The following is a 14,364-nucleotide window of genomic DNA, read 5'->3' as shown; positions in this document are numbered from 1 at the left end:
GATGACCTACCGGGGCGTCGCCGTCCGCGAAATCTTGATGCGGCTGGCGTCGGCCGGCCTCGATCGAGCTCCGGCCGCCATCACCCGTTCGCTCAATAGCCGACGGTGAAGCGCTGCCTGATGTGGGCCGGCTTCTCGATCTCGTCGACCATGACGATCGCGTAGTCTTCGAAGGAAATGCTGCTGCCCTTCTCGGAGGCGAGAAGCGTGTCCTTGCCGAGGCGGAATTTGCCGGTGCGCTCACCAGGCACGAACATGGCGGATGGCGACAGGAACGTCCAATCGAGGTCGCCGACCGTCTTCAACTTGTCCAGGAGGTCGGCGCCTTTCTGCGCTTCGGCCTTGTAGATATCAGGGAATTCGGGGGTATCGACCAGCCGCTTGCCGGGCGCGACTTCGAGACTGCCGGCGCCGCCAACGATGAGATAGCGCTTCACGCCGGAGGCCCGCACAGCGGCAATCAGCGTGTCGGCGTCGCTGTCCAGAAAATGCACCGTGCTGATCACCACATCATGGCCGCGGATCAGATCGGCAAGACCCTGCTCGTCGAAGACGTCGCCCTTCCTGGCCGTCACGCGTGGCAGCGCCGCGATCTTTTCCGGGTTGCGCGCAATGCCGGTGACGGTGTGGCCGCGATCGGAGAGTTCTTTGAGAAGGCGCGAACCGACAGCGCCCGATGCACCAATGAGAGCGACTTTTGCCATGTCTATTTCCTTGTTCCTTGTGGAGGTTTTCTGGAGGGTGGGATCACGCCGCCGAGATATGGGCGACAAGGTTGTCGAAGCTGCCGAACAGCGCGTTCGAACCGATGAGCCGGGGCGCATCGTTGCGGATGACCGCCAGCGAAGGCACGCCATCGGCATGCAGGCGCTGGAACAGCGCGCGGCCGCGGCCGACCATCTCGCGGTGGGCCGTCAGCAATGTTTCGGTCGGCGCCTTGAGCATCTCGGCGGCGTCCGCCATGCCGGCGGCGGCGAGCACCTCGGCCACACCGCCGATCGTCACGACATCGCGTCCTTCTACATAGCGCGCATGCTGCATCGTCTTCAGCGCGGCAAGCCGGCGGCTGGGATCTTCCAGGCCGGCGGCAGTGATACCGAGTGTGGCGGCATGTGAGTCGAGCAGGGTCCCACGGACATTGAGGACATTGTGCCGGTAGGCCGGGGTGAACACTTGTCCGGTCAGGCGCTCGATGCGCTGGTCGTTCGCCCAGGCATGCGCCGCAAAACCTTCATCCATCGGCCGCGCGCCGGCGCCGGAAAACAGGCCGGTCGGCAGCAGTTCGACGTTCAGGCCGGCGGCCGGCAACCGGTCGAGCATCGGGGTGGCGCCATAGCACCAGCCGCAGAGCGGATCGAAAAGATAGGTCACTTCTGAATTGCTCATAGTCGCTGCCATTCCTGTCCGGCCACCGGACTCATCGAGGCCGTCGTTCATATGTGGCAGACGGCGGCCTTGCGATAAATGGCACCCAATTATACAAACTGTCTGATCTAATCAGACAAAAGGCAGCCAGCTTGGCCGAACTTCTGAACCTCAATCGGCTGGCTTATTTCACCACGGTGATGGAAACCAGCTCGTTCACTGCCGCGGCCGACCGGCTTGGCGTCGCCAAGGCCGTGGTCAGCCATCAGATCGGCAAGCTCGAAGAGGAGCTGGGCGCAACGCTGCTGCAGCGCACGACCCGGCGTGTCACGCCGACCGAAGAGGGTCGCCTCTTTTATGACCGCGCGATGATCATCCTGCGCGAAGCGGAGGCGGCCTATGGCGAAATCTCGCGCGGAGCCGTCGAACCGAGCGGAACGCTGAGGCTGACGGCGCCACTCGACTACGGCACCAAGATGGTGGCTCCGGTCATGGCGGCCTATCTCAGAACCTACCCGCATATGCGCGTCGAGGCGATCTTCGACGACGCCGTCAGCAATCTGGTGGACGAGCAGATCGATCTCGGCATCCGCGTCGGCTGGCTCACCGATTCCTCGAACCAGGCGCGGCGCCTGGGGACGATCCGGCAGATCGTGGTGGCGAGCCCTGGCTTCGCGGGGAGCCTGCCGCCCGACGTGACGCCGCGCCAGGCAAGATCGCTGGCCTGGGTCGGCAACACCCAGTTGCGCGGCATCGGCCAATGGCTGTTTTCCAGGGACGGCGAAACGGTGCTGACCGAACTCAATCCGGTCATCATGTGCGACAAGAGCCCCGCCGCCCTGGCTTGTGTGCTCGTCGGCATCGGGCTCGGCGTCTTTCCGGACTACAGCGTCAGCGACGATATCGCCGAGGGCCGGCTGGTGCCGGTGTTTGCCGACTGGAGCCTGCCGTCAGGCGGCATCCACGCGGTCTTTCCGCCGGCCCGGTTCCGGCCCGCCAAGGTGCGCACCTTCGTCGATCTGCTCGCGGCGGCCGAGAGACGGCGATCGCGCGGTGTTGCCGCGGCTTGAAGCCGATGGCAGTCAGCGGGCTTCTTGCAGGATCATCTCGGCTGCCTTTTCCGCGATCATGACGACCGGCGAGTTGGTGTTGCCCGAGACGATTGTCGGCATGATCGAGGCATCGACCACGCGCAGCCCGCCAAGCCCGTGAACACGCAGGGCCTCGTCGACCACCGCCATCGTATCCGAACCCATCTTGCAGGTGCCGACGGGGTGGAAAATCGTCGTGCCGATATCGCCGGCCTTGCGGATGAGCTCTTCATCGCTGTCATACTGCGTGCCGGGCAGCATCTCTTCCGGCGCAAAGTGCGCCACCGCCTGTGCCTTCATCAGACTGCGGACATGGCGCAACGACGCGACGGCCACGCTGCGGTCCCCCTCGGTGGAAAGATAGTTCGGGCGGATCTTCGCCGCCTCCCGCGCATCGGCTGAACCCATGTGCACGCTGCCCCGGCTTTCGGGGCGCAGATTGCAGACCGAGACGGTGACCGCGGGAAAGCGATGCAGCGGCTCGCCCAGACGGTCGGTGCTCAGCGGCTGCACGTGATATTCGAGATCGGGCGTTGCGAGGCGTGGATCGCTCCTGGCGAAGATGCCGAGCTGGCTCGGCGCCATCGACAGTGGCCCGCTGCGCTTGAGCGCGTATTCCAGCCCCATCGACGCACGGCTGACCAGATTGTGGTAGCGCTGGTTGAGCGTGGCGGTGTTGACGACCTTGAAGACGGTGCGAATCTGCAAATGGTCCTGCAGGTTCTCTCCAACGCCCGGCAAGGCATGACGAACATCCACGCCGATGCTCGAAAGCAGGTCGGGGCGGCCCACCCCCGACAGTTCGAGCAGCTTCGGAGAGTTGATGGCACCGGCCGCAAGGATCGTCTGTCCAGCGCGGACCTGGTGCAGGCGGCCGCCCTGGCGGAAAACCAGTGCGGTGACGCGCCGGCCGTCGAATTCGAGCCGTTCGGTCTCCGCGCCGAGCACCACGCGCAGGTTCTTGCGCCCCGCTATACCGCGCAAAAACGCCTTCGACGTGTTCCAGCGCACGCCCTTCCTTTGGTTGACCTCGAAATAACCCGAGCCTTCATTGGTGCCGGTGTTGAAGTCTTCGGTGCGCGGAATGCCGAGTTCCTCGGCAGCGTCCCGAAAGGCGTCGAGGATCGGCCACGACAGCCGCTGCCGTTCGACCCGCCACTCGCCGCCGCTGCCGTGCATGGCGCCTTTACCGCCGTGATAGTCTTCCGATTTGAGGAAATAGGGCAGCACGTCGTCCCAGCCCCAGCCGGCATTGCCGGCCTGACGCCAACCATCATAGTCGGCAGCCTGGCCGCGCATGTAGATCATGCCGTTGATCGATGAACAGCCGCCGAGCACCTTGCCGCGCGGATAGTTGAGGCTGCGTCCATTGAGACCGGCTTCCGGCTCGGTCTTCATCATCCAGTCGGTGCGCGGATTGCCCATGCAGAAGAGGTAGCCGATCGGGATATCGACCCAGTGATAACGGTCACTGCCGCCAGCCTCGAGCAGCAGCACATTGTTGCGCGGATCGGCCGAAAGCCGGTTGGCGAGCACGCAGCCGGCGGAGCCGGCACCGACGATGACGTAATCGTAACTGCCGAACGGGGACGGTGGAGCTTCGGTCACGTGCGCGCCTGCTGTCCGGCGATGCGCTCCCACATCGGGGTCATCGCCTGGTTGATCTCGCCGTACAGTCGATACCGCCGTGCATACGCGTCGGCAACCGCCTCGTTGGGTACAAAATGTCGAGCGGCCGCAGTCATGGCGGCGGCACCTGCGCTGTAGTCCGCGAAGATGCCGACCCCGGTGCCCGCCGCGATCGCCGCTCCCAGCGCGCCGGTTTCGCGGCTGCGCGCCACGGTGACGGGCACGCCGAGCACATCGGCGAATATCTGCGGCCAGACGCTGCTGCGCGAGCCCCCGCCCGACAGCACCACCTGGTCGAAATCGGCGCCCGCTTTGTGCAAGGTCTCGACATGGCGCTTGTGCTCGAAGGCGACGCCCTCGAACAGCGCACGAAGCAGATGTGCTCGGCTGTGCCAGCCGGCGATACCGTAGAAGCCGGCGCGCGCATGGCCATTCTGCTGCGAGCCGTAGAGGAAGGGATGATAGATCGGGATGTCACTGTTAGGATCGACTGACGCCACCAGTTCGCTGCACAATTCGAACGGCGACTTGCCGGCTTCGCCGCCATGTTCGAGGAATTCGCGAACGATCCATTCGAGATTGGCGGCCGAGGTGGCACTGGATTCGATCGCCAGATAGCGCTGGCGATCGAAAGTCGACAGCATGAAGATCGAAGGGTCGCGGATCGGTTCGTCGGTGATGACCTGATTGATGCTCCAGGTTCCGGCGATGACCGAGGCGGCACCGGTTCTGGTCACGCCCGAACCGACCGCGCTGGCGACGACATCGAACAGCCCGGCGACGACAGGCGTGCCGGCGCGCAGTCCCGTCAGGGCCGCCACGTCCTCGCTGACATGACCGGCAATGTCGGCCGATTCCAGCACTGGCGGCAGCAGGTCCGCGCAGTCGCCGAGCCCATAGGCGGCAAGCAGGTCCGGCTCGTAACGCCGATCCCGCATCTGCAGCAGGCCGCAGCCCGACATGTCGGAGGTATCGCTGCTGCGCGCACCTGTCAGGCGGTTGACGACGAAATCCTTGCACAGGAAGACGGTGCCGATGCTGGCGAACAAGGCCGGCGAAAAGCGCTTGAGCCAGGCAAGCAGGGTCGGTGTCTGCGCCGCCCACGGCCGTTGCAGGCAATGTGTATAGGTGCGGTCGCCGACATTCTCTTTTGCCCATTCGGCAACGATGCCGACCGCGCGTGTGTCGAGCGACTGGATGCCGATCAATGGCGCACCATCGCGATCGAGCGCGTAGAGCCCGTTGCCATGACCGGCGCAGCCGATGGCAACAATCTCGCCGGCGTCGATACCGGCTTCAGCAATGCATTGACCGATGACCGAAACCGCGTTGCGCCAGAGTTCGTCGAGGTCGCGTTCGACATGTCCGGGCTTTGGCATGGACGAGCGGCCGTCACGGGCGGCGAATGCCAGCTCGCGGCCGGACAAGTCGAAGAGGATGGCCTTGATGACGGTGTTGCCGGCATCGAGGCCGAGGATGTAGCTTGCCATTGGCGCCTCCCGAGGCCGCAGCCTATGCCTGGTTGTACAGATCCCAGGCCACGCCGCCATTGGCATCGTCATGAATGATCGCCATCAGCCCGCGCACGACGGCGCTCGGGTTGGCATGCTGGTAGATGTTGCGGCCATAGACCATGCCAAGCGCACCCTGTGCCATCAAGGCAGCCGACTTGTCGAACACGGCACGCAGATCCTCCTTGCCGCCGCCGCGCACCAGCACCGGGCAGCGCGCCGCCTCGACGACGCGGTGGAAGTCGTTGGGATCGGTGGTCGGATCGGCCTTGACGATATCGGCACCCATCTCGCGGGCAAGCCGGGTCAAGGTGACGATCTTTTCGGCATCGCCGTCGACCATGTAGCCGCCATGCTCTGCGACCGGCAGCATGGCCAGCGGCTCGATCATCAGCGGCAGGCCGTATTTCTCGCAATCGGCGCGCACGCGGGCGATGTTCTGCACGCATTGCCGGAACAGGTCCGGCTCGTCGGGCAGCATGAACAGATTGACCACGACGCAAGCCGCATCCATCTCGATGGCGCCAAGCAAGGGCTCGGCTTCGTTCTGCAGCACCGCCCACATCGCTCGGTGGCGTATCCTGTTGTAGGGATTGCCCATGTCGATGCGCATCACCAGCGCCGGCTTGTCCTTGCCAGGCACGGCCTGCAGCAGGTCGGCCTGGCCGTAGTTCATCTGGATGGCGTCGGGGCCGGCCTTGACCAGTTGGTTGACGACGCTGGCCATGTCTTCCAGCCCGGCAAGGAAACTCGGCTCGTTGCAGACGCCGTGATCGATGGCGACGTCGAGACAGCGGCCGCCGCCGAACAGACGGTTCATGCGGACTTTCTTGTTTACGCGCATAGGGCGCTCCTTTGATGCGTCTGGAGATCGATGCCGTGCCGGTAGGCCAGCAAGGTGAGGAAGGTCGAGCGCTCAATGGCGGCCTCGCTGGCGCTCCAGCCCTTGTGCGCCGCCAGCATGTCGAGAACGGCATTGACGAGGTCGAAGCTGAGACCGCCCGAAATGGCGATGGTGGTGCGGCGCAGGAACAGGTCGGCGAGGCACTCGACCTGCTCGCGCTCGATGATGCGCCCTATCTCGCTTGCCGAATAGTCCGACCGCGGCAGCATCTGTTCGCCCGCCGGGTGCGAAACGAAATCCCTGGCCGACGTGCCATAGCGTTGCAGAAGTGTGTGCGCGCGCTCGACCGGCAGGCCATGCTCGGCAGCGAATGATGCGCACCAGGCGTCCGGATCGGTGGGAAAATCGCGGCCGCCACCGATGGCCATGTCCTGCGTTCCCTGGCTGCGCGCGAGGCCGAGCCGCTTCAGCGCCATGTCGGCGGCCAGCGCTCCAAACGAACGGAAGGTGGTCCACTTGCCGCCGATCATGCACAACGTCGCCGGCAGATGCCCGCTCGCTTCCACGAACTCGCAAAAATGATCGCGCGGTATGCGGCTCGTAAAACTGTCCTCGCTGGCCGGCAAAGGGCGCACGCCGGCGAAGCGGAACACGATCTGGTTTTCGGTAACCTTGATCGAGGGAAAGACGAAAGCGAGCGACTGCAGGATGTAGCGCTGCTCGTCCTCCTCGCAACGGACTAGGTCTGGATCATCGACCCGGATGTCGGTCGAGCCAATCAGCACCTTGCCCAGATAGGGAAACAGGATGCAGATGCGACCGTCCTCGTTTTCGTAATAGACCATGTGGCCGCCGAGCGCGTCGAACAGTTCGCTGTTGTCGACGATCAGATGCGAGCCCTTGGTACCGCCCATCATCGTCTGCGCCGTCGCCCCGATGGCCTTGTTGGTCAGGTCGATCCAGCCACCGGTGGCGTTGATGACCAGTTGCGCCCGCACCGGCAACTTCTCGCCGGTCAACGTGTCGGTAATGGCAAGGCCGTCGCCGGTCGACGACGCCTGAGCGTAGTTCAGGGCGCGCGCGTTCGCCCCGCTCGTCGTGGCGTCCAGCAGCATCTCCAGGCCGAGGCGCTCGGGCCGGCTCACCCAGGCGTCGTAATAGGTCGCCGAATTGCGGATCGCCGGGTTGATCGCCGGCCATGTCTTCAGGGTTTCGGCGCGGCCCCTGAACCGGTGCGTCGGCATCAAACGCCGTGCAGCGGTGAAAAGGTCATACATGGCAAGCCCGGCTTTGATGACCAGCGCCCCGCGCCGGCTGGGCCGCCGCGTCAGCCCCAGGAAACGCACCGCACCGTTGGCGAGACCGGAGAAAATGTCGAAGACCGGCACCGTCGTCGGCAGCGGAGCCACATAGTGCGGCGCATTCCTCAGCAGCCGGTCGCGTTCGAGCAGCGATTCGCGCACCAGTTTGAATTCGCCGTTTTCGAGGTAGCGCAGGCCGCCATGCACCATGCGCGACAGGGCGGCACTGGCACCACTGCAATAGTCGCCCTTTTCCGCCAGCACGACATCGACCCCTTGCAAGGCCAGTTCGCGAAAGACGCTGATGCCGTTGATGCCGCCACCAATGACGAGCACGGTAATGTCCGGCCGGTCGCGCAGACCGGCGATTGTATGACTACGCTTCATCGGGGCTGTTGCCTTTTTCTCAGGCATCCATCGCGGTGAGATGTGCGGCTGCCGCGGCGTCGATTGCCGCAAGCTCGCTTGCGGCAAGCGTGATCTCCCCGGCCCGTGCATTGTCGAGCGCCTGCTCAGGATTGCGTGCGCCGCACAGGGCGAAGGTGATGCCCGGCTGGGCGAGCGTCCAGGCGATGACGATCTGCGCCATCGACGCCTGGTGGCTTTCCGCGATCGGGGCGATTGCCTCTTTCAGCTTTGCGACCTTCTGCCGGTTGGCCGTGGAGAAGCGTGGGTTGTCCTTGCGTTGGTCGTCGCCGCCGAATGTGCGCTCAGGGTCGACCGTGCCGGTAAGTAGCCCCAACCCCAGCGACGAGTAGCTGAGGGTGGCAATGTCATGGCGGCGGGTGATCGGCAGCAGGCTGCTCTCGATGTCGCGGTCGATCATCGAATAGCGCTCCTGGATCGCATCGAGCTGGCCGGCATCGATATACTGGCCAAGATCCTCGGCGCTGATGTTGCTGGCGCCAATGGCGCGGATCTTGCCGGCCGCCTTGAGCTTTTCCAGCGCCGCCATCGTCTCGGCGATCGGGGTCGTCGGATCCTGCCAATGGGTGATGTAGAGGTCGATGTAGTCGGTGCCCAGACGCCGCAGGCTCTGCTCGACCTCATAGGCGATGCCATCGGCGCCGAGATAGCGATGCACAGGCTTGTCGTCCTGATCGAAGAAATGGCCGCCCTTGCCCGAATGCCAGTTCAACCCGCATTTGGTCGCGATCACCACTTTGTCGCGCTTGCCCTTGATGGCGGTGCCGACGATCGCCTCGCTGCGGCCAAGACCGTAGGCCGGCGCTGTGTCGATCAGGCTGAGGCCGGCATCGATCGAGGCTTCGATCGCCTTGACCGACTCCTTCTCGTCGGTGCCGCCCCACATCCACCCGCCAATCGCCCAGGTGCCCAGGCCTACAGCCGACGCCGATATGCCGGACTTGCCGATCTGCCGCTGGATCTGTCGAGAATTCATGCTACCTCCTGTTCGGCCAGCTCGAGGATCTGGAGCCCCGTGGCCTCGTCCGTGACGATGGTGTCGAGATGGTTGCCGCGCAGGGCGGCGAGGATCGGCGCGACCTTGCTGGGGCCGCTTGCAATGCCGATCGAGCGCGGGATGGTCGCGAACTCGTCAAGCGTCAACGAGACCAGCGAACGGTTGAGCGAGTAGTTGCAAAGCTTGCCCTGGCGGTCGATGAGATGAGCGAGCAGCTCGCCTGTCGCCCCGGACTTCTCGATCGCCTGGCGATCGGCATTCGAGGACGGATGCAGGTCGTAGTAGCTGGAATCGTCGGTCAGGATGGAGCCGACACCCACCACCGCGACATCCGCCTCGCGCGCCTTGCGAAACACGTCGGCGACGGAGCTGATGCCCATCAGCATTTCGCGCTGCTGCGCGGTGTCGGCAAACAGCGGCGCATGGATCTGGTAAGCGCGGCCGCCGAGCTTGTCGGCCATCAGCGAGGCGACGTGGTTGACGTCGGTATAGTGCTTGCCCTGCACCAGGCCGGTTGCGGGAATGATCTCGACGTCGTATCGGCGCCCCGGCTTGAGACCGGCGACCAGCGCGCTGACGCCCTTGCCGCCGGTGATCGAGATCGTGTCGCCGTCCTTGATGGTGTCGAGCAGCAGCCCAGCCGCCGCCTCGCCGACCCGCTGCAGGGCCGTGTGCGGATTTTCGGAAACCGACGGCACCACCATCGCCCGCTCGATGCCGCCCAGCGCAACCAGCCGCGCTTCCAGGTCGACCAGATGGTCGATCGGCGACTTGATCTTGATCTCGACGAGGCCGAGCTGGTGGCCGCGCTTGATCAGCCGGTTGACCGTGGCGTGCGAGAGGCCGAGTTCCCCGGCGATCTCGGCCTGGGTCTTGCCTTCGATATAATGCAGGACAAGCGCCTGGTGCATCTGACGAACAGCGGCGATGTCGTCTCGGGTGTTGGGAGGGGCCATGGTCTTGCTTCGCCGCCTTTGAGGTTCAGGACTTCTTGCGGTGCAGGAAGTGATCGATCGACACCGCCGCCAGCAGGATGCATCCCTTGATCATGTCCTGCCAATAGACCGAGACATCGAGCAGGATAAGCGAGCTCGTCACCACCGACAGCAACGCCATGCCGAGGATCGCTCCGAAGATGGTGCCCGAGCCGCCATTCAGCGAGGCGCCGCCGATGACGGCCGCGGCGATGATGTTGAGCTCCATGCCGGCGCCGAAGGTCGGCGTCGCCGCGCCAAAGCGCGCCATGTAGATGACGCCGGCCAGGCCGGCGAGGGTCGAGCACAGCACCGTGACCCAGAACTTCACCTGATTCGTCCTGATGCCGGAGAACTGCGCGGCCTTCTCGTTGGAGCCGGTGTAGAAAACCTTGCGGAAGGCCGTGGCGCGGCGCAGCAGGAAGTCGAAGATCGCCACCACGACGATGAAGATCAGGATGACATAGGGGATGTTGTTGAAGCTGCCCTGGCCGATGGCCTTGAAGGCCGGCGGCAGTGTGAACAGCGACAGCGGCGTGCCCTTGGTGACCACCAGGCACATGCCCCGCACGATGACCATGGCCGCCAGCGACGTGATGAAATGATTGAGGCCTATCACGGTCACGAAGAAGCCCATCGCCGCGCCGATCAGCGCGCTGACGCCGATGCCGATCAGGCTTGCCGTCCAGGGATCGAGGCCGGCGAGGAACAGCGCACCCGAGACCACCATCGAGAAACACACGACCGAGCCGACGGAAAGGTCGATGCCGCCGACGATGAGCAGGATAGTCATGCCGACGACGACGATGCCTTCGATGGAAAAGCTCATCAGCATGGCGCGGAAATTGCCCCATGTCAGGAAGTGCGGCGAGGCGAAGCTCATGGCGATACACAGCGCCAGGATGATGACGATCAGTCCGGCCTCGCGCATCGAGGCGAGCTGAGCGAAATTGACGCGCCGCCCGGCGGCCTTGATCTCGGCGTGCACGAGCGCTTCTCCTGATTCCCTAGGCGACATTCTGGGCCTGCCTTTGATTTGAACTATCCTGAACGCCCGAGGCGAGCATGATGATGGCTTCCTCGCCGAGCTCGCCGGCGGTGAGTTCGCCGGCGATCCTGCCTTCGCGAACCACCAGGACGCGGTCGCACAAGCCAATCAGCTCCGGCAGTTCCGACGAGATAACGATGACGCCGACACCGCTGCCGGCAAGCTGGCGCAGCAGCCGGTGGATCTCGACCTTGGCGCCGACATCGATCCCGCGCGTCGGCTCGTCCATGATGATGACCTTGGGACTGACGGACAGCTGCCTGGCGATGGCAACCTTCTGCTGGTTGCCACCGCTCAGCGTCGAGACGGTGGCCTCGATGCCGGCCATGCGCACGCCGAGCCTGCCGGTCAGTTCCCGCGCCTGACGATCCTCGGCCTTGCGGTCGAGCAGGCCAAGTGGCCCGGTCAGCCTGCCGAGGTCGAGCGCGGAGATGTTCGCCGCGATCGGCAGGTCAAGGAATACGCCGGAGCCTTTGCGATCCTCAGAGAGATAGACCAGCCCCGCCTTGACCGCATCGCCATAGCCGCGCAGCCGGAGCTGCTTTCCGTCGAGCGCGACGGTTCCAGAGGTCATTGGCCTGAGGCCGCAGACCGTCTGTGCGATCTCGCTGCGACCGGCGCCGATCAGGCCGCCTATGCCCAGGATCTCGCCGGCGCGAAGCTGCAGATCGACGTCGGCGAAGCGGCGCCCATCGGAAAGCCCCTCGACCGAGAGGAGCAGGCGCCCAGGCGCCTGCGGCGCCAGCTTGTCGGGATAGAGCTGGGTGATTTCGCGGCCCACCATCTTGCGCACGACATCGTCCGGTGAGACGGCGGCGACCTGATCGGTCGCCACGTAGCGGCCGTCGCGGAAGACGGTGACTCGGTCGCACAGCGAGAAGATCTCGGCCATGCGGTGGCTGATATAGACCACCGAAATGCCACGCTCCTTGAGCCCGCGCACGATCGAGAACAGGCGCTGCGCTTCGCTTTCGGTCAGCGCCGCAGTCGGCTCGTCGAGCATCAGCACCTTGCAGTCGAGCGTCAGCGCCTTGGCGATCTCGACAAGCTGCTGGTTGGAAATGGAGAGATCGGCAACCCTGGTGCGCACCGGAATGGGCGCGAGCAGGTCCATGACCTTCTGGGCGTCGGCGTAGAGTTTTTGGAAATTCATCAGCGGCGCGCGCCGGCTGTTGATCGCGGCCATGTAGATGTTTTCGGCAACCGTCGCGTCCTGACAGAGCGCGATCTCCTGGTGGACAAGCGCAATGCCAAGACGTTGGGCGGCCGCGGGCGAGTGGATCGAAACACGCTCACCATCGATCAGGATGTCGCCCTCGTCGGGCTGCAATACACCGGCGATCATGTTCATCAGCGTCGACTTGCCGGCGCCGTTCTCTCCGCACAGTGCATGGATTTCGCCGCGCCGCAGCTCGAACCGTACGTCGCTCAGCGCCTTGACCGGGCCGAACGCCTTGGACAGGCGACGGATTTCAAGAATGGGCGCCTGGGTCACGCCGTGCTCCTGCGATGAACCTGCGGGGGAGGAAGGAGGCCGAAGCCTCCTTCCCGGTTAATCCGGCCATGCCGAGGCCGGGCAGCGGGATCGAGACTATTCCTCGATGCCCTTGGTGCCGCGACGCTTGAGGTACTTGTCCCAGTAGAAGTCGTCCGCATTGTCCTTGGAGACGATGGAGAAGCCATTGTCGACGAAGGGCACGCTCATCGGGTTGAAACCCGAACGCTTGGCGTCGTTCATCGGGTCGATCAGGCCGGGATGCTTGGCCATCCACAACAGCATGAAGCCCATATAGCCCTGCATACCCTGGTTTGGATTGACCGAGCCGAAAATCTCGCCGGCCTTGATCATGTCGAGGATCTTGGCATTAACGTCGGCGAGCATGACGCGGATCTTGCCACCGCCTTCCTTGGCGGCCTGGGCAGCGCCGATGGCCGAGTTGGCCTCCGGCATGAACACGGCGCCAAGATCAGGATGCGCCTGCGCCAGGCTCAGAACCGCCTGATAGGCCTTGGTCGGATCCTGGTTCGAAGCGGCGCGGCCGACGAGCTTCATGTCAGGCCATTTGGCTTCCATGCGGGCAACGAACGCGTTGACGCGCTTGTCGTGGTTGTCCTGACCGGGATTCTCCAGCACCGCATATTCGCCCTTGCCGTCCATCGCCTTGGCAACGGCGTCGGCGGCATAGGTGCCTTCGGCATTGTTGTCGGAGGTGATGTAGGAGACGCGCTTGGAATTCGGCGAGTCGGCGGCGAAGGTCACCACTGCGGTGCCCTGTTCGATGGCGCGGTTGATCGGCTCGATGAACGGATCGGAATTCATCGGGTGTACCAGTATGCCGGCAGGCTTCTGCGCCAGCGCCTGGTCGAAGGTCGCGATCTGCTTGTTGACGTCGTATTCCGGCGTACCCGTATAGGCGGTCTCGCAGCCGAACTGCTGGCCGGCCTGCTTGAACATTTCATAGACCGGGAACCAGTATTCGACGCCCGAGACCATGACGTTCATGACGTATTTTTCACCCGGCTCGCATTTGAACGGGGGGGTTTCGGCGCGTACCTGCATCGACCCAAAGCAGGTCGATGCAGCCGCCGCGATTGCGAGCGTGCTCAGAAATTTGCGCAAGTTTCCTCCCTTGGCCGAAGCCATCCTCAATGACCGTCGCAGGCACTCGGCGAGCGCTGCCGTATGGATTTGATGATGCCGACCTTCCTCCGAAAGCCGACGATCGGGACATTACAGCCTCGGCGCATGTTGTCAATATAATTCACATATTGAAATATATTTCACGACCTCCTTCGGGGACCTATACGCTCCGATCGACGAAGCTGGTCGCGGGCCGCCAAGGTGCCGTACGGGCTAGGCAGGGCCTTTCCGGCCTTTGGCCGCGAACCGCGGAGAGTGTGGTTAGAGTATCGGCACCCAGGAGCTCGCGTGGTGCCCTCCCGCCGGCCGCGTCTTTATCGCGTGAAGCCACGATCTTGTCTTTGATAGCATCTATTCCGGGCGCGGCGTGACGCTCTCCATGTCGCTTAGCCAAGAAGTCTGCTGCTGCGTCGGCTTACGGCAGCCTTCGGACCATCCGGCGTATTCCGAGAAGCTTCGGCAGTCCCCCGAATGCGAACGGCCCGCTGGCTGGTGCCTGGGGGACTGTTGCTTGGTGGAGATTGGTTTGCGGGGGAC

The 14,364-nt window shown here is 64.2% G+C and carries 12 protein-coding genes; 1 reads left to right on the top strand and 11 read right to left on the bottom strand.

The window, feature by feature from the left end:
• Positions 1–92: 92 nt before the first annotated feature.
• Complete coding sequence (locus X735_RS145350) at positions 93–704, bottom strand: NAD(P)-dependent oxidoreductase (protein ID WP_023812433.1); 612 nt, start codon at positions 702–704, stop codon at positions 93–95.
• Between the two features lie 43 nt (positions 705–747).
• Positions 748–1,386 carry a DsbA family protein gene (locus tag X735_RS145355; RefSeq protein ID WP_023812432.1) on the bottom strand — a complete coding sequence of 213 codons (639 nt, stop codon included), beginning with the start codon at positions 1,384–1,386 and terminating at the stop codon, positions 748–750.
• Positions 1,387–1,517: 131 nt separating this feature from the next.
• Between X735_RS145355 and X735_RS145360 the strand changes: the two genes are divergently transcribed.
• On the top strand, positions 1,518–2,435 hold the full coding sequence (locus tag X735_RS145360; RefSeq protein WP_023812431.1) for a LysR family transcriptional regulator: 918 nt from the start codon (positions 1,518–1,520) through the stop codon (positions 2,433–2,435).
• 12 nt (positions 2,436–2,447) lie between these two features.
• On the opposite strand, the gene X735_RS145365 is transcribed toward X735_RS145360, so the two are convergent.
• From X735_RS145365 to X735_RS145405, 9 genes are all read right to left on the bottom strand, one after another.
• Positions 2,448–4,064: a GMC family oxidoreductase gene (locus tag X735_RS145365; protein WP_023812430.1), complete on the bottom strand. Its 1,617-nt coding sequence runs from the start codon at positions 4,062–4,064 to the stop codon at positions 2,448–2,450.
• On the bottom strand, positions 4,061–5,575 hold the full coding sequence (locus tag X735_RS145370; protein WP_023812429.1) for an FGGY-family carbohydrate kinase: 1,515 nt from the start codon (positions 5,573–5,575) through the stop codon (positions 4,061–4,063). Before X735_RS145370 ends, X735_RS145365 begins: the two co-directional genes overlap by 4 nt.
• 22 nt (positions 5,576–5,597) lie before the next feature.
• Complete coding sequence (locus tag X735_RS145375) at positions 5,598–6,440, bottom strand: class I fructose-bisphosphate aldolase (RefSeq protein WP_023812428.1); 843 nt, start codon at positions 6,438–6,440, stop codon at positions 5,598–5,600.
• On the bottom strand, positions 6,431–8,128 hold the full coding sequence (locus X735_RS145380) for a glycerol-3-phosphate dehydrogenase/oxidase (protein ID WP_023812427.1): 1,698 nt from the start codon (positions 8,126–8,128) through the stop codon (positions 6,431–6,433). Before X735_RS145380 ends, X735_RS145375 begins: the two co-directional genes overlap by 10 nt.
• A gap of 19 nt (positions 8,129–8,147) precedes the next feature.
• On the bottom strand, positions 8,148–9,143 hold the full coding sequence (locus X735_RS145385; RefSeq protein ID WP_023812426.1) for an aldo/keto reductase: 996 nt from the start codon (positions 9,141–9,143) through the stop codon (positions 8,148–8,150).
• Positions 9,140–10,120, bottom strand: coding sequence for a sugar-binding transcriptional regulator (locus tag X735_RS145390; RefSeq protein ID WP_023812425.1), 981 nt, complete (start codon positions 10,118–10,120; stop codon positions 9,140–9,142). The genes X735_RS145385 and X735_RS145390 overlap by 4 nt, the downstream gene beginning before the upstream one ends.
• Before the next feature lie 25 nt (positions 10,121–10,145).
• Positions 10,146–11,069 (bottom strand): ABC transporter permease, encoded by a 924-nt coding sequence (locus X735_RS145395; RefSeq protein WP_236383556.1) that lies wholly within the window; start codon positions 11,067–11,069, stop codon positions 10,146–10,148.
• Between the two features lie 76 nt (positions 11,070–11,145).
• Entirely contained in the window at positions 11,146–12,681 is a 1,536-nt protein-coding gene (locus X735_RS145400; protein ID WP_023812423.1) for a sugar ABC transporter ATP-binding protein, read from the bottom strand.
• A 96-nt stretch (positions 12,682–12,777) separates the two neighbouring features.
• Complete coding sequence (locus X735_RS145405) at positions 12,778–13,806, bottom strand: substrate-binding domain-containing protein (RefSeq protein ID WP_023812422.1); 1,029 nt, start codon at positions 13,804–13,806, stop codon at positions 12,778–12,780.
• Between the last annotated feature and the right edge of the window lie 558 nt (positions 13,807–14,364).

The organism is Mesorhizobium sp. L2C084A000, assembly GCF_000502875.1.
Lineage (GTDB): Bacteria > Pseudomonadota > Alphaproteobacteria > Rhizobiales > Rhizobiaceae > Mesorhizobium.
Note: the sequence above shows the minus strand (reverse complement) of the source record. Positions and strands in the feature narration are given on the sequence as shown.

Excerpts from the sequence above, each read along its gene's own strand:
- X735_RS145380 (WP_023812427.1), bottom strand. The coding sequence starts at position 8,128 with ATGAAGCGTAGTCATACAATCGCCGGTCTGCGCGACCGGCCGGACATT.
- X735_RS145350 (WP_023812433.1), bottom strand. The coding sequence starts at position 704 with ATGGCAAAAGTCGCTCTCATTGGTGCATCGGGCGCTGTCGGTTCGCGC.
- X735_RS145395 (WP_236383556.1), bottom strand. The coding sequence starts at position 11,069 with ATGCGCGAGGCCGGACTGATCGTCATCATCCTGGCGCTGTGTATCGCC.
- X735_RS145355 (WP_023812432.1), bottom strand. The coding sequence starts at position 1,386 with ATGAGCAATTCAGAAGTGACCTATCTTTTCGATCCGCTCTGCGGCTGG.
- X735_RS145370 (WP_023812429.1), bottom strand. The coding sequence starts at position 5,575 with ATGGCAAGCTACATCCTCGGCCTCGATGCCGGCAACACCGTCATCAAG.
- X735_RS145375 (WP_023812428.1), bottom strand. The coding sequence starts at position 6,440 with ATGCGCGTAAACAAGAAAGTCCGCATGAACCGTCTGTTCGGCGGCGGC.
- X735_RS145385 (WP_023812426.1), bottom strand. The coding sequence starts at position 9,143 with ATGAATTCTCGACAGATCCAGCGGCAGATCGGCAAGTCCGGCATATCG.
- X735_RS145390 (WP_023812425.1), bottom strand. The coding sequence starts at position 10,120 with ATGGCCCCTCCCAACACCCGAGACGACATCGCCGCTGTTCGTCAGATG.